This window comes from Terrilactibacillus tamarindi, assembly GCF_009718825.1.
Classification (GTDB): Bacteria; Bacillota; Bacilli; order Bacillales; family Sporolactobacillaceae; genus Terrilactibacillus; species Terrilactibacillus tamarindi.
Genome location: NZ_WNHB01000027.1, coordinates 14451 through 34534 on the forward strand (window position 1 = coordinate 14451; position 20084 = coordinate 34534).

Here is a 20084-nt window from a genome sequence, read left to right on the forward strand (position 1 = left end):
TAACCCATCATAGACCTAAAAGGATTACAGACACGCTTACACTGTAATCCTTTATTTTCTTAACTATTCTCATCTACGTAATGTAGCATCTGATCTTTATGAGAATTAAAGGCTAATAATTGGTTTTGATAATATTTTGCCTGGTGCAAAGCATCATAACCTTTATTCATAAAATGATGATAACATTTCTTATACTTATTTAATTCACTAATGTTTTCCAGTTGTTTCTCCTGATCCATCACGATATGATCTAAATTATATATTTTGTCCTTTGGATGAATCGGTTCAAAACGATGCGGGGACATCCCATCTAATATAGCTGTTTTCATCTTAGGTAAGTAAAGCATATCAATATCTTCTGTATAGAAGGGGCAATAGTAGCTAATAGGGTCCTGTTTTTCTATCATTGCTACTTTTTTTAGTTGGTGTAAGCAAGTGGATATAGAGTGGTGATTTGTTCCTTTTAATATAATGATATGACGAATTTGTCGGACCATTAATATTGGATCAAGAGCAGGTTGAAGAATTGTTCCATATTGACAGGAAGAGAAAGGTACCTCTTTCTCTTCAATAACGTGTTTATTTTTGAATAATTCAACAGAGAGATGATTTAAAAATTGGTTTAGCTGGTCATATTGAGTGACATGATCCATTATATTTGTGATGTGATTTGCGTGTTTTTTTGCAACTTTGAATTGTTTCCTTGCTTCATTCATAAACCTATGCTTTTCAAACAAAAGAATCGTATCTAAGTTTGATCGGTTTATATCTCCTTGTTCATACACTTTCTTTCCATTTAAATTCAGCTTAGGAAGCAGTGATTCAATAACAAACAGTTCATTATCGATAACCATCGCATCAATCCAGGCCGAATCCAAAGGGTTCACAATATATATCGCTTCGTCTTTCTTCATAACCTGATTTTTTTCAATTGATTCTCTATATCCTAAGGTCTCATCTTTGATCACTTTGATAACTTTAATCCGCTTATAAATTTCAGATGGAATGATCATTCTTTCAGGCTCTAGAATGCTTTCAAAACAAACATGATTTAAGAACACTCCTTACGCCTCCTTATCCCTACTCTACAGATCCTACTCTAAAATCAATCATCTCGATCAATCCAATTCCATATTATGAACAAAGGGAGCCAGCATCATCGTCACAATACTAACGGGAAACCAAAGCATGGTGAGTATTAAGAAGGGAATAGCATGTGTCTTCCAAGACCTTTTTCTGAATGGTAATATCGTTAGTGATCCACTAATCAAGATACCACAAAGAAGATAGACGAGGACTAAATTCAGCATTTGCAACATCATATTTATCAGCTCCGTCTCGCCATTTCAAGCGCTTTTTTTATACATTATGCAAAATGAAAAATAGGCGTGCAGAAAAAACAGAAATACATGTCATTAATAAGATCATTTAATCCGTGTTAATTTAAACCTGGATGTGTTAACCCTTTTTCTGAAAAGTTTAGTAGCTCCTAGGCTATAGAAAACTTGGGCCTATGATACGCAGACGGCGTCCTATCTGCACTTATACTTTCTTAAAATGTAAAAAAAACTGATCAGTTCGGCCTGATCAGTTTTAGTGATTATCTATTCATTTTTCCGTTCATAAATGCAAAAAGTATGAGGATACCTATTTTTTGCATCTACAACCCCTTCTACCTCTGATATCAAACGCCATTCATCTGGATTAAAGCCTTCAAAATAGATATCGCCTTCAAAAACATGATGAATTCGCGTGATATATAATTTATTTGCATAAGGAAACAAGCTTTTGAATAATTCGGCCCCTCCGATGATAAAATATTCCTCGTTTGGATCATTACATTGATTAAATAATTCTTTCTCTGAATGATAGACTTCGACGTGCTCTTTCGAATAATCTTTATTACGCGTTAAAATGATATTCCTTCTTCCCGGCAGAGGTCTACCAATCGATTCATACGTTTTTCTACCCATGATAATACTATGACCCATCGTTATTTTTTTGAAGTATTGTAAGTCTGCAGGTAAATGCCAGGGCAAGTTATTGTTTTTTCCAATAAGTCCTTTTTCGTCCATTGCCAGTAAAAAAGATATCATACAGATACCTTCCCTTTTATATGAGGATGTGGATTATAACCTTCAATGACGAAATCTTCATATTCAAAATCAAATATCGTTGGAACCTTCCGTTTAAAGGATAATTTAGGAAGTTCTCTAGGTGCCCTGCTCAATTGTTCCTTTACTTGTTCAATATGATTGTTATAAATATGGGCATCACCTAACGTGTGAATAAATTCACCGACTTCGAGTCCGGAGACGTGAGCAATCATATGTGTTAGGAAAGCGTATGACGCAATATTAAACGGAACTCCGAGAAAGATATCGGCACTTCTCTGATATAACTGACAGGATAACTTGCCATGACTGACATAAAATTGAAATAAACAATGACATGGAGGCAAAGCCATTTCTTCAATATCTCTGGGATTCCAAGCAGTCACAATCAAACGGCGGGAATTTGGATTTAATTTGATCATTTCCATTAATTTAGAGATCTGGTCAATCGTTTCTCCATTCTTCCCTGGCCATGATCGCCATTGGTGTCCGTAAACAGGTCCAAGCTCCCCATTTTCATCTGCCCATTCGTTCCAAATTCTAACACCATGGTCTTGTAAATACTTAACATTTGTATCACCTTTTAAAAACCAAAGCAACTCATAAATAATGGATTTGTAGTGGAGTTTTTTTGTTGTTAATAACGGAAAACCCTCTTGAAGAGAAAAACGCATCTGATGGCCAAAAACACTCCGAGTTCCTGTCCCCGTTCGATCTCCCTTTTCATTACCTTCCTGCAAGACACGTTTACATAAATCTAAATATTGTTTCATTTGAACACCTCATCTCAGGCTTTTGTCTAATACGTAAGACTAATAGGGCTTCTTAAAGTAGTCGTTCTCCAAATCTCGAAGCTGCTTGATTGATTCACGAGACCAAGCATCATCGCTTTTCTCCAATTTACTGTAAATTTTTTCAAGAGCACTCTTTAAAGATCCTTTAAAATCTGGAATCGTATCCTTATCGAATGGTTTACAACTATGTAACCTAACTCGCGCTTTCTCATGGAAACTCAAGGCTTTTCTTTGATGAAAAAGGGGTACATTCACATCATGTGGATGATGTAAATCTCCTTGTGTTGGATGCGTTACGACAGCTAGGATCTCTACAACAGCCTGACTATCGTCTAACTCAATAATTCTAGCAATATATTCCCCCGTTTTATAACGAGCATAGACAATCCCATTTACTTTTAATTGGTCTACCATGTCACACGCCTCCTTAAAAGGGTTATCATGATTTTCTTTTTCACCACATACTATTGATTAGCAAGTATTATTTGGAGGAAAAAAATCATGAGTGAATTTAATCGATCAGATCATCCCCTAAACAAAACTCGAGAAAAAGGGATAAAAGTATTAAAAAAAGAATGGCAAACTCTCTATAACTCCAATAAAGATTACGCTTCTCAATTAATTAATGATCAAGCATTGGAATTTCCTACCCTTTTTGTTCTTCTACATGAACTAGAAGTTAGGAAAGATTCAGTAGACCTCAATGATCGAAATCAAATTGTTATCAACCATGTTAGTAATGTTTTGAGAGGCACGGATTATGGACTAACAAAGGAAAGTCCCTTTCAAGATCAACATGATACCATCGTGACGTCATTCTTATGGATCCTCGAGACAGGATCAGATTCCATTTATTCGTCAGATTATATTCAAGTAATTGATAGTACAGCGATTCAGGTTTTATTAACTTTTCATCAGGATTACCTTGAACAGATCATCAGATTATTATTTTTTAGAAATCGTCATAAATCCCAGCGTCATTATTTACTTTGGGCCATTTACGAACTATGTGATCCAACCATTCTTCTTCACTTTTCGAATTATCTATTATCGGAACATCCTATCGATCGAAAATACGCAAAGCAATTGTTGAGTTTTATACCTGAAGTTCAAAGCTCGACCAACGAAGAAACTTTTGATGTATTCGTGAATTGGTATGAGCATAATAGCCCTTATCTTGTTTATACGGGAGAAACGAATGACGTCTCTCCAGACCACCATCCATTTCGCATTCACTATGCTGCTAAGTATTTAGGTATACCCATATCACATAAAACCGGGAATCCCCTTCTTAAATTATCTTCTACAGATGTACGGAACTATCACTATTTTATCCAATTATCGGAACAAGAACAAATGACATTAGCAGAAAAATCATCAAAGCTTCGATTACAGAATCGTTCAAAATGGAAACAAATTCTTACCTATTCATTTCAAGATCAACGCTTATTCTTGAATGAAGGAGGCAGGCTATGATAGTAATCCAAGGTCGTCCCATTTCATCTGTCGATCAACAGATGCTGACAAGCTTAGGTCCATTTGCAAATGAAATTGTCTTTGGACTAAACAACGATTCACGTCCTTACCAATACCCCAATCAAGAAGCTTTCATTTTTGAAATAAAATTAAGGCAAGCGATCATTGATGCTGCGTATCTCTTATTAGAAAGCCGAGCCAGTTTTGCCACTTTTTATTATTCAGCCTGTAATCCACAGTTTTGGACGCTTAATGAGGAAGGTGGTTTTGAATTAAGGGCAGGAAGCTCACCAAGCATGGCCATCATTGACATTTTTACTAATGGAGACCAATATGCATTTGAATGTGCAACAGCCATGATGATTATCTTATACAGAGCGTTAATTCAAGTGATTGGATCACATCATTTTGATCAATTTTACCGCCAACTATATCTATGGGATTGGCATCATCATACTTCCTATCCTCTGATTTTAATAGATGATGCAGCTCAAGGAATTCTTGGAGATATCCGATATTTCAAGAATCCCGAAGTAAATCCAAGAACACCACAATGGCAAGGTGAGAATGCCATCCAAATGCCAGATCAAAAGTTTTTCGGACATGGAATAGGAAACCTTGATGCGAATACCATCATCGATGAGTTAAACAAATATCGACGAATTGGTGCTACTGTTTCGGCTTATCTGATGACAAATGCAACGCGTCCAAATTTTAATTTCTTATATAATTATACATCAAATGTTAGTGGGCTGAATCGTGTTCATATTTAACAAGGTTCTACTCAATATGAGTACGATTAACATAAATCATATTTAAGAAGTGGTCCACGTTTATTCTCGTTCAAATGCCCGTTTCCCGAGAGTCTGCAAAACAATATCATCACTTGGCGGATTATGGATTCCTGCACGAATGTCTCTGTAATACCGTTCAAAAGGCTCTGAACGGAATAAACTTGTACCACCAACCACTCGCATAGCTAGATCAACGGCTTTAAGAGCTGCATTCGTCGCCGCATATTTGACAGCTTGTAACTCTGGGCCCAAGTTTTCACGTCTTTCAGGAAATTCGTCCCACTCAGCTGCTACACCATACATCAAATATCTCGCCTTCATGAGTTCTAGATCAATTTGTCCAACCTTGTTTTTAATGTGCTCCAATTCACTGATCGGATGATTTAAACTGTTTGGTTTGTAGTTAGCGGCAAACTCAATCATATCTTGGCGACAACCTAGAGCAATACCTAAATAACAAGCAGGAATATGTATTAACCAACCAGGGGGTGTATGCTTTTTATCTTGCCAACCAATTCGCTCAACATAGGCATTTTTATCGATTTTAACATGGTCAATGATTAAGTCATCACTTCGAGTGGCTCTCATTCCAAGCGTGTCCCAAGTTTGTTTCGTTGAAACGCCAGCTGCATCTCTAGGTACTAAAAACCCTCCAATATCATCGCTACCTTTAATTGACGCACTAACAATAAAGTAATCAGCAATAGGGGCTAGGGATGTAAATGTTTTATGCCCGTTGATCAGCCATCCATCCTCAGTCTGAACAGCTTCTGTCTCAGGCTTCCCCCCTCTTGTTGGGCTACCTGTTTTTGGCTCCGTTGCGGCTCGATTTATCACGATCTTATCTTGAACTATTTTTTTGCAAATCTTTTCAAAATTAGATGGCTCCCACTCTCTTCGAGTCGCTAAGTCCATCACTATACCGAGATGCCAGCCGGCACATAACGCGGTTGGGCCATCTCCTTGAGCTATATTTTCTTGAATGAGAGCAAATTCATACAGCGATAAATCCTGACCCCCATAACTTTTAGGCACGGACAAAGCCGTATAACCTGATTCTTTTAATTCTGCAAAATTTTCAAATGGAAATGATGCTTCTTTATCATAGTTTGCCGCTCTAAGTTTGAATTTTTTAGCGTGCGCTTTCGCCATGTTAACGAGTTCTTTATGCCGGTCATTTTTTATAAAAGAAGCATAGGGATCAAACATGTTAGCCCTCCTATCAAGACATTAATTTTTGAATTATCTTGTTCTATTTTATCGTAACGCATCCTCATTGTCATACAGATTAAAAAAATAAAAACATGCAGAGCATAAAAACCACCTGCATGTTTTTAATTAACGTAATTAATTATGTTGTACAGCCTGTTTTCTTTCCAATTCAAACCGATTCCGTGGATGTTCTCTGCACTCGTCAGAACATGAACGATGGTATTTCTCCTCACATTCAGGGCAACAAACATATTGTCTATTACATTCTGGATTAGCGCAGTTTACAAGTCGATCTACTTCTTTTCCACAATGATGACAGTGGCTTATAACAACATCTTCATCCGTTCTATTCACAGGTACAGATATTCTTTCATCAAAGACATAGCATTTTCCATCATAAAGTCGGCCCTGAACTTCAGGATCTTTCCCATACTCGACAATACCGCCTTCTAATTGGTTAACATCCTTAAAGCCTTCCTTAATTAGAAATCCGGTAAATTTTTCACATCTTATACCACCCGTACAATAGGTTAAGACTTTTTTATCCTTAGCATCGCTTAAATTTTCACGAATCCATTTTGGTAAATCTCGGAACGCTTTAACATCTGGGATAATGGCGTTTCTAAAATGTCCAATTTGTGTTTCATAATCGTTTCGTGCATCAATCACCACAACATCGTCTTGTTGTAGATATTTCAGAAATTCCTTTGGAGGTAGATGTTTACCTGTAATCTGATTTGGATCTAAATCGTCATTTAGTTTAAGACTGACTATTTCATTTCTAGGTCTTACAAACATTTTTTTAAACGCATGTCCATCTGCTTCATCTATTTTAAAAACAATGTCTTTAAATCTTGGATCTGATTTCAATGTATCCATATATTCCTGAGTCTGTTCCCAAGTTCCGGATACAGTCCCATTAATACCTTCATGTGCAACTAAGATTCTTCCTTTTAATCCTAGGTCCTTACAAAATTTAAGATGATCCTTAGCAAATGCTTCATGATCTTCAATCGGTACATACTTATAATAAAGTAATACACGATATGGTTTGTGTTCTGTCATATTTAATTCCACCCTTTTTCATTAATAAATATTGCAGTTATTTATTATTTTTAAACATTATATAAAATGTTAAAAAAGTGTCATAGAATATGATACCAAACTTGAACCATTTATGCATTAGTATTGTTCATTTATTTTAATTACATCCATAGTATAGCTATAAAAAGTCATTAATTTAGGACCTTATTATCTCTTTTTTAAGACTTCTATGTCTTCGCGCACTGATTCAAATTGTTGTAAAATAACCCCTTGTGCATCTTCAATAGCTAAATCATAAATCAAAGGGGCACAATTCTTCATAAAAAAATCATATAAGTTTTCGGCGCCAATAATACCAAGTTCTTTTTCATGTTCTGTATAATAGTAATCTTGAAGTTTCTCTATAATCGCATTCTTTTGCTCTGATCGAAGTCTCATTACAATTCACCTTTCTAGCAAAATAAAAAAAAGATTCCCCTCGCTACCACGTATCCATAGTGCGTGAGAGGAACCCTCGTTCTTACTTCTGATTAGCAATACTTACGTAAAGCTGATTCAATATTGTTTTTAATCTCCTCTTGCGTGTGATCCTCAATGTCATCTCTTGGGATAAAGTGAACAACGTCTTTCCCTTTTAATAAAGCTATTGATGGAGACGATGGTTCTATACCGGTAAAATAGTCACGCATTTTTTGAGTTGCTTCACGATCTTGACCAGCAAAAACGGTTACTAGATGATCTGGTTTTTTTTCGCCTTTTAAAGCTTCGACAACCGCAGGACGAGCTAAACCAGCGGCACAACCACATACAGAGTTAACAACAACCAAGGTTGTTCCCTCTACTTGGTTCATAAAGTTCTCCACTGATTCTGGAGTGGTAAGTTCGTTGAAATTTGCATGGGTAAGTTCCTCACGCATTGGCTTAACAATTTGTCTCATATATTCTTCATATGCCATAGACATATCGATCATCCTCTCTTATGTGGATCATATCCATTAATCGTGATCTTTATCGTATAACTATAAAATATCAAGTTTTTGATTAATGTGCAAAGCACACGCTCAAAAGTGAACTGTGAAACTGATCGTTAAAATAAACCTTTTATCGTGCCATCACTTAAGATATCCATTTTTAACGCTGCAGGCTCTTTTGGTAAACCTGGCATCGTCATAATGTTACCTGTTAAAGCAACAATAAAACCAGCACCTATAGAGGCATGCAATTCACGAACGTGGATGGTGAAATCTTGTGGCCTCCCCAAACGGCTCGGGTCATCCGATAATGAATATTGTGTCTTCGCCACGCATATTGGTAGTTTATCCCAACCATGTTGATTGAATTCCTTAATTTGCTTGAGTGCTTTTTCAGAAAAAGTAACCCCTTGCCCACCATATACTTGGGTTACAATTTTATGCAATTTTGCTTCAATACTTTCTTCTACTGCGTATAAAGGTTTAAAATGCGCCACTCCTTGGTTAATCACATTTACGACCGTACGAGCGAGTTCTTCTCCCCCAGCTCCCCCATCTGCCCAAACCGTTGATAGGGCTGAAGGGACGTTATTTTCTTTGCACCACTGATTAATAAAGTGAATTTCATCATCTGTATCCGATGTAAATCGGTTAATACCTACGATGACAGGCAGTCCAAAAGATTGAATCGTCTCAATATGTCGCTGTAAATTCGTCATACCATGTTTTAGTGCAACGAGATCTTCCTGATCTAATTCATTTTTTTGAAGTCCCCCATGCATTTTTAATGCCCTAACGGTGGCTACGATAATGACAGCTTTTGGTGACAAATGGCCGACTCTCGATTTTATATTCAAAAATTTCTCTGCACCTAGATCAGCCCCAAATCCTGCTTCTGTAATGACATAGTCACCCAGTTTTAAAGCTAACTTTGTTGCAAGAAGACTATTGCATCCATGAGCGATATTAGCAAAAGGTCCTCCATGTACAAGGGCTGGCGTATTTTCCAATGTTTGGACAAGGTTAGGATGTATCGCGTCTTTTAATAGTAACGTCAATGCCCCTTGTGCATTTAAATCACGAGCAGTAATAGGCCTTTTGTCATATGTATACGCAACAACAATGCGACTTAATCTCGCTTTTAAATCATCCATGTCTGTGGCCAAGCATAGAATCGCCATAATTTCTGAAGCAACCGTAATTTGAAAACTATCCTCTCTTGGCACACCACTAAAAGGTCCACCTAATCCAACCACTATCTGACGGAGCGCGCGATCATTCAGATCTAATGCGCGTTTCCAAACAACCCGCCGTTGATCAATATTAAGTTCATTGCCATGATAAATATGATTATCAATTAAGGATGACAATGTGTTATTCGCTGTCGTAATGGCATGAAGATCCCCTGTAAAGTGTAAATTCAGATCATCCATCGGAACAACTTGTGAATAACCCCCACCCGCTGCACCACCTTTTAATCCCATATTGGGTCCAAGTGATGGTTCCCTAAGAGCAATAACCGTCTTCTTCCCTATACGGTTCATGGCTTGACCAAGTCCAACGGTCACAGTAGATTTTCCTTCACCTGCTGGAGTTGGATTAATTGAGGTCACTAATATAAGATTGCCATCGGCTTGATCTTTCAAACGGTCTAGTGTATGTATTGATATTTTCGCTTTATAACGTCCATAAGGTTCCCAATCGTCTTTTTCTAAATCTAATTGTGCGGCTATGTTTTCTATTGGTAAAAGTGTAGCTTGTTGTGCAATATCAACATCTGTTTTGAATTCTTGATCTTTCACGAAAAGAGCCTCCCAACAAACTAAGTGCAAATATTTTTAAGTTATGACAATATTAAGATAAACTTTAAGTTCATTTTCTTATCCTATTTAGGTTTAGGTATTTAGGATAACAACTAGATACTCGACTTATCCTTTTAATATTTATCTAGAGTAGATATTGAAATAGGTAGAAGTGTTCAACATTATTTTAACACAAAAATCTCATCAGCTAACCACTATTTCATTCACGCTTTTGATACACTATGTTATGATGGGTTTTTCATTAAGAAGGATCGTTAAAATGTCCATGGATGGAGGAATGGCATTGATTGATGTCTATTTTGATGGAGCAAGCGCTGGAAATCCAGGGTTATCGGGAGCTGGCATTTATATTAACCATCGCAAAAAGGAAGAGCGTCTGGCTGTTCCACTCGGTGTTCTAAGTAACCATGAAGCTGAATTTGAAGCGTTCATACATGCTTTATCTTACTGCAAAAATCATGGTTATCTTGAAGTGTCTTTTCGAACGGACTCTCAGCTTGTGAATCAATCGATTGAAAAAGGCTTTGTTAAACGAAAAGGTTACCAAAACTACCTTGAACGAGCAACAAAACTGATTGATGAATTTGATTTATTTTTTATCAAATGGATTCCCAGCAAACAAAATAAAAATGCAGACGAATTAGCAAAAAAAGCGATTCAAGACCAATTGAATCAAGGATAAATAAGGTTTAATTTCATACAATCTTGTTTCTTATAAGCTGAAAAAGCGCCACTCGAAAATTGAGTGACGCTTTTAATATTCTATTCAATTTTAAGACACAAGTTTTCGATATTCTTCACTTAGTGATAAGAATAGTGCTTCGTCGCGGCAATCAAGGCTTTTATCAATCGCCACTTTCAGCTGTTCAACTCGGTGATTGTATTCAAGTTCATCCAGGATCATTTGTGCATACATTTCGACGACTGAAATCTTAGCATGCTGTTCTTTATAAAGAACGAGCGCCTTAGTATTTTGCTGAAAAGATTGATCTTTTTTCATCTTAACTGCCCCCTCTGCACTTTTTACTATCTTAAACCATTTTTCAGACTTTTGCAACCTTTCCGTTTAATTTTTATTCGAAAATTTAAACAATATTTTGGTTGCGCTTACAATTTAATTAACTAACTATAAATTATATATAGTAAAGGTCTACCCGATTTATGACTTTACGTAAAAATAAACAGCAAAAAAGCTAATGCTCTATTTAGGCATTAGCTTAGGTTCATCATGTTTTAGTGTTGTTGAGCATGTTTTCGATTACGGTTAGTTTGATTACGATCACGATTTCCTTGATAACGATCCTTATTACCGCCTTGATAACGATCTCGGCTGTGACCATAATTCCTACCTTTACCTCTAGGCGGACGTTTACGATCTCGTTTCACCATTAACGGTGATTCATTCGTTAAACGAATCGGTGTAGCGTCTGGTTCTTTGGTTAACGCTTTAAGAGCAGCGGCTACCACTTGAACAGCATCTTTGCCTTCAAGTAAATCTTCAGCAAGTTGTTTATAACTATCTAATTTTGCATTAGAAAGCAAATCTTCTATTGACTGAACCGCAGATTTTTGTTGTCCAATTAAAGCTTCATGATACGTCGGTGCTTTAATTTCTCTCATTTTCTGTTTCGTTACATGTTCAATGGAACCTAAGTGAGGCATTTCCTTCGGCGTAATAAATGTCAATGCCATCCCTTGTTTTCCTGCACGTCCCGTTCTACCTATACGGTGAACATAGCTTTCAGGATCTTGAGGTAAGTCGAAGTTATAAACATGTGTGACATTACTAATATCGAGTCCACGTGCAGCAACATCTGTCGCTATAAGCAGGTCAACTTGATCATTTTTAAAACGTTTAAGAACATGGTCACGTTTTGATTGTGTTAAATCACCATGAATTCCTTCAGCTGTATACCCTCTTTTTTGAAGAGCTCGTGTTAATTCATCGACACGTCGCTTTGTTCGACCAAATACAATCGCTCTTTCTGGCGTGTGTAAATCAAGAAAACGGGCTAGCACATCAAATTTTTCTGACTCTTTAAGTTGAACATATCCTTGATCAATCCCTGAAACCGTTAAAGTCTTCGCCTTAATTTGAACTTTTTCAGGATTTTTCATAAACTGTTCAGCTAAAAGACGAATAGCCTTTGGCATGGTTGCAGAGAACAGTAACGTTTGTCGATCGGCAGGTGTTTTCTCTAAAATAGAACGAATGTCGTCAATAAAGCCCATGTTTAGCATTTCATCTGCTTCATCTAGAACAACATGTTCGATATGATCCAATCGGATGGTTCTTCTTTTTATATGATCTAATAATCGACCTGGAGTTGCTGAAATAATGCTAGGGCGTTTTTTCAGAGATCGAATTTGTTTTTGAATATCTTGTCCACCATATATTGGTAAAGTTGTAACTCCTTTATAGCGACCAAGACCATTTAGTTCATCGGCCACCTGTATCGCAAGTTCACGAGTTGGCGTGATGATGATACCTTGTATTTCTCGATTAGTTGGATCAGCGAACTGCAATAACGGGATACCGAAAGCGGCTGTTTTCCCTGTTCCAGTTTGTGCTTGACCGATTAAATCCACTTTTTTTAATGCAAGAGGTATGGCGTTTTCTTGAATAGGCGTCATATTTTCAAAGCCTACTTTTTCCGTTGCTTTTAGTATTGCTTCATCAATTTTTAGTTCAGAAAATTTCATTAATAAATACATTCTCCTTTATTATTACAAATAGTTAGGCATTCACCAGGCAGAAAATGCCTACTAAACATTTGAGCCTAGCATCAATTTTTTCAATAGAAAAATTCTCCACCCACATAAGAATACTTATATACTTTATCATGTACGCTACTGAATTGCAATTAATCCCATACTACTCTATACACCTTATTATTTAAAACTAAACAGATTTTCATTCTTAAAAGTTTATTTTGATTTAAAAATCGAGTATATTAGACATTAGACACAATCTTTTTCAAATTTTTAAGATTTCTTTTTTAACATTTTTTCATAACTCTGATAAAATGTATTTAATACCGATTTTTTATTAGAAATGAGGATTCAAAAGATGACACAAAGTAAAGAAGCTAATATCTTTTTCTTGTTCGGTGCAACTGGAGACCTAGCAAGAAGAAAACTGTACCCTGCGCTGTATAACTTGTATAAAAAGCAACAACCGTTTGCGGTTATTGGGCTTGCACGCCGACCACACAATCATCAATCGTTTCGCGATCTTGTTGCAGACTCTATACAAGATTTTGTAGCTCAAGATACTGATTTAACAGATTTTTTAGACACATTTTATTACCATCCACTTGATGTTAATAATCTTGAGGCTTTCGTTTCATTGAAAGACCTAAGTGATAAAGTAGATCGCAAATTTAATTTACAAGGTAATCGGGTTTTCTACCTATCTTTAGCCCCACGCTTGTTTAAACAAGTAACAGGAAATCTTAAAAAAGCAGGTCTAACACATGATAATGGTTGGAAACGTCTCATTATAGAGAAGCCTTTCGGACATGATTTAGAATCAGGAACTGAATTAAATGAATCGCTTCATGCGGTATTCAAAGAAAGTGAAATATACCGTATCGATCATTACCTCGGTAAAGAGATGATTCAAAATATTCAAGTTGTCCGTTTTGCAAATCCAATCTTTGAATCTGTTTGGAACAACCGCTATATCTCAAACATTCAAATCACTTTAAGTGAACAACTCGGTGTAGGAGAACGGGCAAGTTATTACGACCAAACCGGAGCCTTGCTAGATATGATTCAAAATCACATGTTACAGTTAGTTTCGTTAACAGCAATGGAGCCGCCAAGCCGTTTTGCTACAGAAGACATCCGTGATGAAAAAGTTAAAGTATTAAAATCGCTTCGTCTTTTTAATAGCGACGAAGTTAAAGAACATGTCGTTCGTGGACAGTACGAAGATGGAACCATGTCTAATGGTGAGTCTGTCATTGGTTACAAAAAAGAAGAAAATATTGATCCAGAGTCAAAAACTGAGACATATGTTGCTGCGAGACTTTTTATTGATAATTATCGCTGGGCTGGAGTACCATTCTATATCAGAACAGGTAAACGTTTGGCTGAGAGATCGGCACAAATTACCGTTCAATTTAAAGACGTGCCAAAAAATCCATACTTCTATAACTTTAATGAGTTAAGTTCTAATCTGTTAACCATTCATATTCAACCTGATGAAGGTATTTCTTTAAAACTAAACGCAAAACGATATAGTCAAGAAAGTGATACGATCCCTGTTAAAATGAAATTTTGTAACAATTGCGAAGGTAAACCTGATGCTGCAACAGCATATGAACGGCTAATAGAAGATTGTATAAATGGTGATTCAACAAACTTTATTAGATGGGATGAGGTTGCCTTCTCATGGACTTTTGTTGATGCTATTGCAAAAGCATGGAGGGAAGAGAATATACCTCTAGAAACCTACCCTGCGGGATCAATGGGTCCAAAAGCTTCTGATGATCTCCTAGCTAAAGAAGGGTTTCACTGGTGGGATATAAGTAAAGTTGATAAAAATTAAGGTTTTTACATAATTAATTGTTTATCACATAAAAAACGTCATAGCCTTTGGGCATGACGTTTTTTTAATTTTGTTTAACCTGAGGTCAAGAATATTTTGGCTTTATTTGTTGGATCTAGGCTTAAATGATCCCAGTTCCAATTGAGAAAACTTTAACATGTTGATTACTTTAGCATAGGCTATTTATTATTAGGATTGGTCTTTGTCGTCTTTGTTAAAAATAAATCTTTAAAGAATTTTTGTCCAGGTCTAACACTCGATAATTCCTTCATCACATCTACCCAGGCTTCCCGATGGTTTCCACCTAATTTAGTAAAAATTGTCTTCATTTGCTCTTGTTGCACTTTACTGAGTTCTTTTTCCAAATTCAATCCACGGTCCGTTAAATAAAGCTGCTTATATCTTTTATCATATTCAGCTGTTTTATGTAGTATGAATCCCTTTTCTGTAAGCTGTCTAAGTGGCTGATTTAAAGCCTGCTTGGTTACTTCTAAAACTGTTAATAGTTCGTTAACTGTAATTCCTGGAATTCTCGCTATAAAAAATAAAATACGATGATGGACTCTCTGAATTCCATACTTTTCAATCATTTGATTAGGCTTTTCTGTAAACGTTCGATACCCAAAATAAAACAATATAAGTAATTCATTTAGATCATTATCGTCTTCGTGATTCAATCGTTCCGATTCCCCTTTCGCTGTAGAAACTATCATACCATTATTTTCACTCTTTTGAACATGCGTATTATAAAAGAAAAGCGATAGACTATTAGATGATTGGTTCGTTTTTTAGGTCAAGTATATTGACCTAAATTCATTTTTTATTTAAAATAACCCTATAAGTCAATCATATTGACCTAATTTTTTTTAGGAGTGATGGTGGAGTGGAATATACAATCGGACGGTATTTAATCGACCGTTTAGCTGAGCTCGGTATTAGACATATCTTTGGAGTTCCAGGCGACTATAACTTGTCATTTTTGGATAGTATTGTTGATCATCCTGCACTCGAATGGATCGGAAATTGCAATGAATTAAATGCGGCGTATGCAGCAGATGGTTATGCTCGAATTCACGGAATCAGTGCCCTTGTCACAACTTTCGGAGTTGGTGAATTGAGTGCAATCAACGGAATCGCTGGATCCTATACAGAAGAAGTCCCTGTAGTCAAAATTACGGGAGCTCCATCAACTGTTGTATCAAATGCAGGAAAATTAGTCCATCATACACTCGGTGACGGAGACTTCAATCACTTTTCAAGAATGTTCAGTGAAGTGACTGTCGCTCAAACGACGTTAAATGAACAAAATGCGACGGATGAAATAGATCGTGTGCTGCGCATGTGTGTCCTGCAGAAGAAACCTGTCCATATTAATTTACCTGTTGATATACATTCTAAACCAGCAACGATGCCGACAACGCCTTTATTACAACATCTATCTCAGACTGATACGACTAGCTTAAATAAATTAATCAAACACGTATTACCAGTTATTGAAAAAGCAACATCACCCGTCATCTTAGCTGATTATCAAGTATACCGTTATGATGCCTATTCAACTTTAAAAACTTTTGCTGAAAAAACTGGCTTCCCGGTAGCTACTTTAAGTATGGGTAAAGGCGTTTTTGACGAGGATCACCCTCAACATATCGGGGTATATAGCGGAAAAACAAGTACGCCATATCTTAGAAAACGCATCGATGAGTCAGACTGTATCATCTCGATTGGTGTTCGACTCACCGATTCCATAACAAGTGGATTTTCACAAGGTTTTTCTGAGGAACAAGTTATTCATATCATGCCTCACGAAATTCATTATCAAAACAAAACTTGGAATAATATTGAACTAAACGATGCTTTAATGGCTCTGTCAACTCACATAACAAAACGTGATCCGGAGACTTTAGACATAAAACCTATTTTATCTCAAGATGAATACAAACACCTATCATCTTTCTATGCAAAACCTGAACAGCCCATCTTACAAGAACGATTTTGGGAATTAATGCATCAATTTATTCAAAAAGATGACGTTCTTATCGCTGATCAAGGTACATCCTATTTTGGAGCAGCCACGGTTCCTTTAAAAGAACACGTAACCTTTATTGGTCAACCATTATGGGGATCAATAGGATATACATTGCCCGCTCTACTTGGTACGCAACTCGCTGATCTTACCAGGAGAAATATTTTATTCATTGGCGACGGAGCCTTTCAACTGACGTTCCAAGAAATATCAACCATGGCGAGACAGCAAATTAAGCCGGTTATTTTTGTTTTTAACAATGATGGTTATACAGTAGAACGTGCTATCCATGGGGAAGAAGAAGTATATAACGATATTCAGATGTGGAATTATGCAGAAATTCCGTCGGTCTTAGGAGCTAAATCTACCCAAGTAAAAGTATCAACCGAGGGGGAACTGATTGACGCCCTCGAAAATACCATTGCAAACACAGATACGCTCCATTTCATTGAAGTTGTGATGGATCGAATGGATATGCCCGAACTCTTAAATAAAGTCGGTAAAGCTTTGGCCGCACAAAATAATTAATCAGCCTTCAAATAGAAAATCAAAAAAGATGTTGCCATTAATTGAGCAACATCTTTTTTCTTATCTTTTTTTTCTCATGAGATAATAAGGCTCAACAGGACGGTCCACTTTAACTTTTACGATCATCATGGCATTTGGAGCTCGATCAATAGGATTTCCATTTTCATTCCAAATCGCCTCAATAACTTGTTTATGGTGAATGAAACCCGGCCCATAAAATTCAACCTCTTCCCCAACCCCAAAGTTGTTTCTTTGTTGTAGAGTTGCCATTTTTGTGGATTGGTCATAATCAATGACTTGGGCTGCAAATGTATACTGAGGAATTTTTCTTGGTTTGGCAAAGATTTGGTTCTTCTCTGTTGGAATATGATAATAAAACCCAGATGCTAATTCGCGTTGAGCAGTCTTCCACAATTCTTCTTCCCAAGCAGGATCAAAAGTATAATTCTCTGGATCTGAACAATACGTATCGATCGCTTTTCTATAAACATTAACAACGGTTGATACATAATGGATCGATTTCATTCGACCTTCTATTTTTAGACTATTAATACCTGCACCTACAATATCTGGAATGTGACGAATCATGGCTAGATCCACTGCACTCATTGAGAAAGGCTCGTCATCATCTTTAATGAGACTTTGTTTAGTCGCTACATGATCCATGTCAAACAAATCGTATTTCCACCGACAAGATTGAGCACACCCTCCTCTGTTGGCATCACGATTCGCCATGTGATTAGATAAGACACATCGACCAGAGTAAGAAATACACATCGCTCCGTGGATGAATGCTTCAATTTCCACATCTGTTTTTTGGCGAATTTCGCGAACTTCTTCCATACTAACTTCACGAGCTAATACGACCCTCTCTAATCCTTCCTTTTTCCAAAATTCTAACGTTTTATAATTTGTCGCAGATGATTGAGTGGATAGGTGCACAGGTAGACCTGGTGCTTCACTCATACATATCGCAATTAAAGCAGGATCAGACACGATGACGGCATCGATACCCATATCTCTTAAAGTTCGAAAAAATTCTCCAGACCCTCTTGAATCGCCTTCATGGGTGACCATATTCGCTGCTACATAGACTTTGGCCTGATGACCGTGAGCAAAAGCAATCCCTTCTCGCATTTGATCAAAATCAAAATTTCCTGCTCTTGAACGTAGTCCATAGTCTTGTCCACCGATATAAACAGCATCTGCCCCATACCTAATGGCCATTTTCAACTTCTCTAAGTTTCCCGCTGGTGCTAATATTTCAGGTTTTTTCATTTTTATTCCCATCTTACTTATCTCCTTACTGAACGTCTCCAGGTTGTTTTAAGTAAAAACCCGTCCCAAGTGGCCGATTTGTTGGTTGTAATTCATAAAGCTTTGTTTCATACGCCGCGGATGAATAGGTGCCTGATTCAATCGCTTGTTTTGCTGCTACAAATAATTGAGCCATACGGACAAATCGATCCCCTTGAAGAAGCACGCCATCTAGTTTCCAAGTACGTAATCCTTTTTGGACACACTTATCAAGATAAGGCATCAGTGAGAGATCTTCTGTTGAATAAATGTGTGTTCCATTTTGGTCTTCATAGATAGGGTATTGGGTTTCTGGATCTTTCGGTTCAGCTAAAAACAAACCTCTATCTTTATCTGTTGCCTCATTTTTTTGTGAATAACGAAAATAATTGGATAATAAGGGTCGTTTGGATTGATGAATGCATGTGGGTCCATAAACTTGAACTTCTAAAGGAACAGAAATTTTATTTTGAATACTCTCAAGTTCAATTAATGTTAACTCTCTCGCAGCCACAGCTCCAATAGCGCCTCTTTTTACCCAAAAGGAAATATGTTCGGCAGAGGTAACCATCGTTTGAGCATCATATATAAAAGGCAAAGATAGGTTTAGTTCTTGAAGCGTCATTATTACACCAGGATCACCTACTGTAATGGCATCCACTCCTATTTGATCCAGTTTACTTAAATAATCCGGAACATCATCAATATGGTGATTGTGCATTAAACCATTTACAGCAACAATCAGACGTTTTTTGAATTTATGTGCTTCCTGTACTATTTCTTCTATTTCATCCATGGTTAATGACTTTGGTAATCGTAAACCAAATTGATCTTGACCAACATACAACGTATCGATACCTATTGATAACAATGACTTAGCCTGATTAACAGATTCTGCAGTAGCAATTAGTTCAATCATTTCAATATACCCTCCGAAGCCTACTTACTAAATTATCCTATCTCATCCTATCACAATGGAATTTGAAAAAACCCTAAATTTGTGTCATTTTTTTAACTATTTAATAGACCAGATTAAATAAAGTTCATAACATAAATTAAATAAAAAAGAGAAAAACTACGATAGAAAAGTGAAAACTAAGTTACGGAGGAATTTGTAAATGAATGAAGCGGATCAAATACAATCTAAAGAACATCTTAAATCACTAAAGCAAGCACAAACCTATTTACAAAATGCAATGAATTCAATCACACAAGCCGAAGCCATGCAAAATAATCTTGCCATTCACCAAACAGAACAACATGCCCAAAAAGCAAAACAAGTCTTATATCAAAGTAAGATCAATCAAGATCCACTTATTCAGACAGCAGAGCAAGATATTGAACAGGCAGAAAAAGTGATCCAACAATTAAAAAGCTCTAAATAATCATGAATAATAAGATGTGTTTTCTTTTATAAACGCTCTTCTTTCAACTGATATTGCAAAATTAAC

General features: G+C 36.6%; 21 protein-coding genes. 6 read left to right on the forward strand and 15 right to left on the reverse strand.

All coding sequences use genetic code 11. The features are described 5' to 3' along the window. Nucleotides 1-59: 59 nt before the first annotated feature. The 5 genes from GMB86_RS13935 to kapB all read right to left on the reverse strand — a co-directional run bounded on the left by GMB86_RS13935 (nucleotide 60) and on the right by kapB (nucleotide 3322). Entirely contained in the window at nucleotides 60-1061 is a 1002-nt protein-coding gene (locus tag GMB86_RS13935) for a hypothetical protein (protein WP_155220937.1), read from the reverse strand. A 57-nt stretch (nucleotides 1062-1118) separates the two neighbouring features. Next, on the reverse strand, nucleotides 1119-1310 hold the full coding sequence (locus GMB86_RS13940) for a hypothetical protein (RefSeq protein ID WP_196220242.1): 192 nt from the start codon (nucleotides 1308-1310) through the stop codon (nucleotides 1119-1121). Between the two features lie 294 nt (nucleotides 1311-1604). Further along, nucleotides 1605-2096 (reverse strand): dihydrofolate reductase, encoded by a 492-nt coding sequence (locus GMB86_RS13945; RefSeq protein ID WP_155220941.1) that lies wholly within the window; start codon nucleotides 2094-2096, stop codon nucleotides 1605-1607. Then, nucleotides 2093-2887, reverse strand: coding sequence for a thymidylate synthase (locus tag GMB86_RS13950; RefSeq protein ID WP_155220943.1), 795 nt, complete (start codon nucleotides 2885-2887; stop codon nucleotides 2093-2095). Before GMB86_RS13950 ends, GMB86_RS13945 begins: the two co-directional genes overlap by 4 nt. Before the next feature lie 39 nt (nucleotides 2888-2926). Continuing rightward, nucleotides 2927-3322 carry a sporulation phosphorelay system protein KapB gene (gene kapB, locus GMB86_RS13955; protein ID WP_155220945.1) on the reverse strand — a complete coding sequence of 132 codons (396 nt, stop codon included), beginning with the start codon at nucleotides 3320-3322 and terminating at the stop codon, nucleotides 2927-2929. An 87-nt stretch (nucleotides 3323-3409) separates the two neighbouring features. Between kapB and GMB86_RS13960 the strand changes: the two genes are divergently transcribed. Together GMB86_RS13960 and GMB86_RS13965 are read left to right on the forward strand one after the other, a co-directional pair. Next, on the forward strand, nucleotides 3410-4384 hold the full coding sequence (locus GMB86_RS13960; RefSeq protein WP_155220947.1) for a hypothetical protein: 975 nt from the start codon (nucleotides 3410-3412) through the stop codon (nucleotides 4382-4384). Beyond that, nucleotides 4381-5157 (forward strand): protein-glutamine gamma-glutamyltransferase, encoded by a 777-nt coding sequence (locus GMB86_RS13965; RefSeq protein ID WP_155220949.1) that lies wholly within the window; start codon nucleotides 4381-4383, stop codon nucleotides 5155-5157. Before GMB86_RS13960 ends, GMB86_RS13965 begins: the two co-directional genes overlap by 4 nt. Nucleotides 5158-5217: 60 nt before the next feature. On the opposite strand, the gene GMB86_RS13970 is transcribed toward GMB86_RS13965, so the two are convergent. From GMB86_RS13970 to GMB86_RS13990, 5 genes are all read right to left on the reverse strand, one after another. Continuing rightward, on the reverse strand, nucleotides 5218-6387 hold the full coding sequence (locus GMB86_RS13970; protein WP_155220951.1) for an acyl-CoA dehydrogenase family protein: 1170 nt from the start codon (nucleotides 6385-6387) through the stop codon (nucleotides 5218-5220). Between the two features lie 138 nt (nucleotides 6388-6525). Next, nucleotides 6526-7455, reverse strand: a complete 930-nt coding sequence (trhO, locus tag GMB86_RS13975; RefSeq protein ID WP_155220953.1) for an oxygen-dependent tRNA uridine(34) hydroxylase TrhO — start codon at nucleotides 7453-7455, stop codon at nucleotides 6526-6528. Nucleotides 7456-7641: 186 nt separating this feature from the next. Next, nucleotides 7642-7872, reverse strand: a complete 231-nt coding sequence (locus GMB86_RS13980; protein ID WP_155220955.1) for a DUF2164 family protein — start codon at nucleotides 7870-7872, stop codon at nucleotides 7642-7644. A 92-nt stretch (nucleotides 7873-7964) separates the two neighbouring features. After that, nucleotides 7965-8396 carry a BrxA/BrxB family bacilliredoxin gene (locus tag GMB86_RS13985; protein WP_155220957.1) on the reverse strand — a complete coding sequence of 144 codons (432 nt, stop codon included), beginning with the start codon at nucleotides 8394-8396 and terminating at the stop codon, nucleotides 7965-7967. Between the two features lie 125 nt (nucleotides 8397-8521). Further along, nucleotides 8522-10207 carry a formate--tetrahydrofolate ligase gene (locus tag GMB86_RS13990; protein WP_329602948.1) on the reverse strand — a complete coding sequence of 562 codons (1686 nt, stop codon included), beginning with the start codon at nucleotides 10205-10207 and terminating at the stop codon, nucleotides 8522-8524. 304 nt (nucleotides 10208-10511) lie between these two features. Here GMB86_RS13990 and GMB86_RS13995 point away from each other — a divergent pair, with 304 nt between their 5' ends. Further along, nucleotides 10512-10910: a reverse transcriptase-like protein gene (locus GMB86_RS13995; protein ID WP_155220980.1), complete on the forward strand. Its 399-nt coding sequence runs from the start codon at nucleotides 10512-10514 to the stop codon at nucleotides 10908-10910. A 90-nt stretch (nucleotides 10911-11000) separates the two neighbouring features. Here the strand turns inward: GMB86_RS13995 and GMB86_RS14000 are convergent, their stop codons facing one another. Both GMB86_RS14000 and GMB86_RS14005 read right to left on the reverse strand, forming a co-directional pair. Beyond that, nucleotides 11001-11228 carry an IDEAL domain-containing protein gene (locus GMB86_RS14000; RefSeq protein ID WP_155220961.1) on the reverse strand — a complete coding sequence of 76 codons (228 nt, stop codon included), beginning with the start codon at nucleotides 11226-11228 and terminating at the stop codon, nucleotides 11001-11003. Between the two features lie 233 nt (nucleotides 11229-11461). Next, entirely contained in the window at nucleotides 11462-12931 is a 1470-nt protein-coding gene (locus GMB86_RS14005; RefSeq protein ID WP_155220963.1) for a DEAD/DEAH box helicase, read from the reverse strand. A 367-nt stretch (nucleotides 12932-13298) separates the two neighbouring features. Here GMB86_RS14005 and zwf point away from each other — a divergent pair, with 367 nt between their 5' ends. Continuing rightward, nucleotides 13299-14783 (forward strand): glucose-6-phosphate dehydrogenase, encoded by a 1485-nt coding sequence (zwf, locus tag GMB86_RS14010; protein WP_155220965.1) that lies wholly within the window; start codon nucleotides 13299-13301, stop codon nucleotides 14781-14783. Nucleotides 14784-14962: 179 nt separating this feature from the next. On the opposite strand, the gene GMB86_RS14015 is transcribed toward zwf, so the two are convergent. Next, entirely contained in the window at nucleotides 14963-15460 is a 498-nt protein-coding gene (locus GMB86_RS14015) for a MarR family winged helix-turn-helix transcriptional regulator (protein WP_408033846.1), read from the reverse strand. Nucleotides 15461-15666: 206 nt separating this feature from the next. Between GMB86_RS14015 and GMB86_RS14020 the strand changes: the two genes are divergently transcribed. Then, nucleotides 15667-17337 (forward strand): alpha-keto acid decarboxylase family protein, encoded by a 1671-nt coding sequence (locus tag GMB86_RS14020; RefSeq protein WP_329602949.1) that lies wholly within the window; start codon nucleotides 15667-15669, stop codon nucleotides 17335-17337. Between the two features lie 60 nt (nucleotides 17338-17397). Here the strand turns inward: GMB86_RS14020 and GMB86_RS14025 are convergent, their stop codons facing one another. Beyond that, complete coding sequence (locus tag GMB86_RS14025; RefSeq protein WP_155220970.1) at nucleotides 17398-18627, reverse strand: peptidase U32 family protein; 1230 nt, start codon at nucleotides 18625-18627, stop codon at nucleotides 17398-17400. A gap of 13 nt (nucleotides 18628-18640) precedes the next feature. Continuing rightward, complete coding sequence (locus tag GMB86_RS14030; RefSeq protein WP_329602950.1) at nucleotides 18641-19549, reverse strand: peptidase U32 family protein; 909 nt, start codon at nucleotides 19547-19549, stop codon at nucleotides 18641-18643. Nucleotides 19550-19751: 202 nt separating this feature from the next. Between GMB86_RS14030 and GMB86_RS14035 the strand changes: the two genes are divergently transcribed. Further along, nucleotides 19752-20018 carry a hypothetical protein gene (locus GMB86_RS14035; RefSeq protein WP_155220974.1) on the forward strand — a complete coding sequence of 89 codons (267 nt, stop codon included), beginning with the start codon at nucleotides 19752-19754 and terminating at the stop codon, nucleotides 20016-20018. Nucleotides 20019-20084: the final 66 nt, after the last annotated feature.

What these genes read in the sequence shown, in the direction of transcription:
- GMB86_RS13940 (WP_196220242.1), bottom strand. Translation starts at nt 1,310, where the DNA reads ATGCTGAATTTAGTCCTCGTCTATCTTCTTTGTGGTATCTTGATTAGT.
- GMB86_RS13945 (WP_155220941.1), bottom strand. Translation starts at nt 2,096, where the DNA reads ATGATATCTTTTTTACTGGCAATGGACGAAAAAGGACTTATTGGAAAA.
- GMB86_RS13950 (WP_155220943.1), bottom strand. Translation starts at nt 2,887, where the DNA reads ATGAAACAATATTTAGATTTATGTAAACGTGTCTTGCAGGAAGGTAAT.
- kapB (WP_155220945.1), bottom strand. Translation starts at nt 3,322, where the DNA reads ATGGTAGACCAATTAAAAGTAAATGGGATTGTCTATGCTCGTTATAAA.
- GMB86_RS13960 (WP_155220947.1), top strand. Translation starts at nt 3,410, where the DNA reads ATGAGTGAATTTAATCGATCAGATCATCCCCTAAACAAAACTCGAGAA.
- GMB86_RS13965 (WP_155220949.1), top strand. Translation starts at nt 4,381, where the DNA reads ATGATAGTAATCCAAGGTCGTCCCATTTCATCTGTCGATCAACAGATG.
- GMB86_RS13970 (WP_155220951.1), bottom strand. Translation starts at nt 6,387, where the DNA reads ATGTTTGATCCCTATGCTTCTTTTATAAAAAATGACCGGCATAAAGAA.
- trhO (WP_155220953.1), bottom strand. Translation starts at nt 7,455, where the DNA reads ATGACAGAACACAAACCATATCGTGTATTACTTTATTATAAGTATGTA.
- GMB86_RS13980 (WP_155220955.1), bottom strand. Translation starts at nt 7,872, where the DNA reads ATGAGACTTCGATCAGAGCAAAAGAATGCGATTATAGAGAAACTTCAA.
- GMB86_RS13985 (WP_155220957.1), bottom strand. Translation starts at nt 8,396, where the DNA reads ATGTCTATGGCATATGAAGAATATATGAGACAAATTGTTAAGCCAATG.
- GMB86_RS14000 (WP_155220961.1), bottom strand. Translation starts at nt 11,228, where the DNA reads ATGAAAAAAGATCAATCTTTTCAGCAAAATACTAAGGCGCTCGTTCTT.
- GMB86_RS14005 (WP_155220963.1), bottom strand. Translation starts at nt 12,931, where the DNA reads ATGAAATTTTCTGAACTAAAAATTGATGAAGCAATACTAAAAGCAACG.
- zwf (WP_155220965.1), top strand. Translation starts at nt 13,299, where the DNA reads ATGACACAAAGTAAAGAAGCTAATATCTTTTTCTTGTTCGGTGCAACT.
- GMB86_RS14025 (WP_155220970.1), bottom strand. Translation starts at nt 18,627, where the DNA reads ATGGGAATAAAAATGAAAAAACCTGAAATATTAGCACCAGCGGGAAAC.
- GMB86_RS14035 (WP_155220974.1), top strand. Translation starts at nt 19,752, where the DNA reads ATGAATGAAGCGGATCAAATACAATCTAAAGAACATCTTAAATCACTA.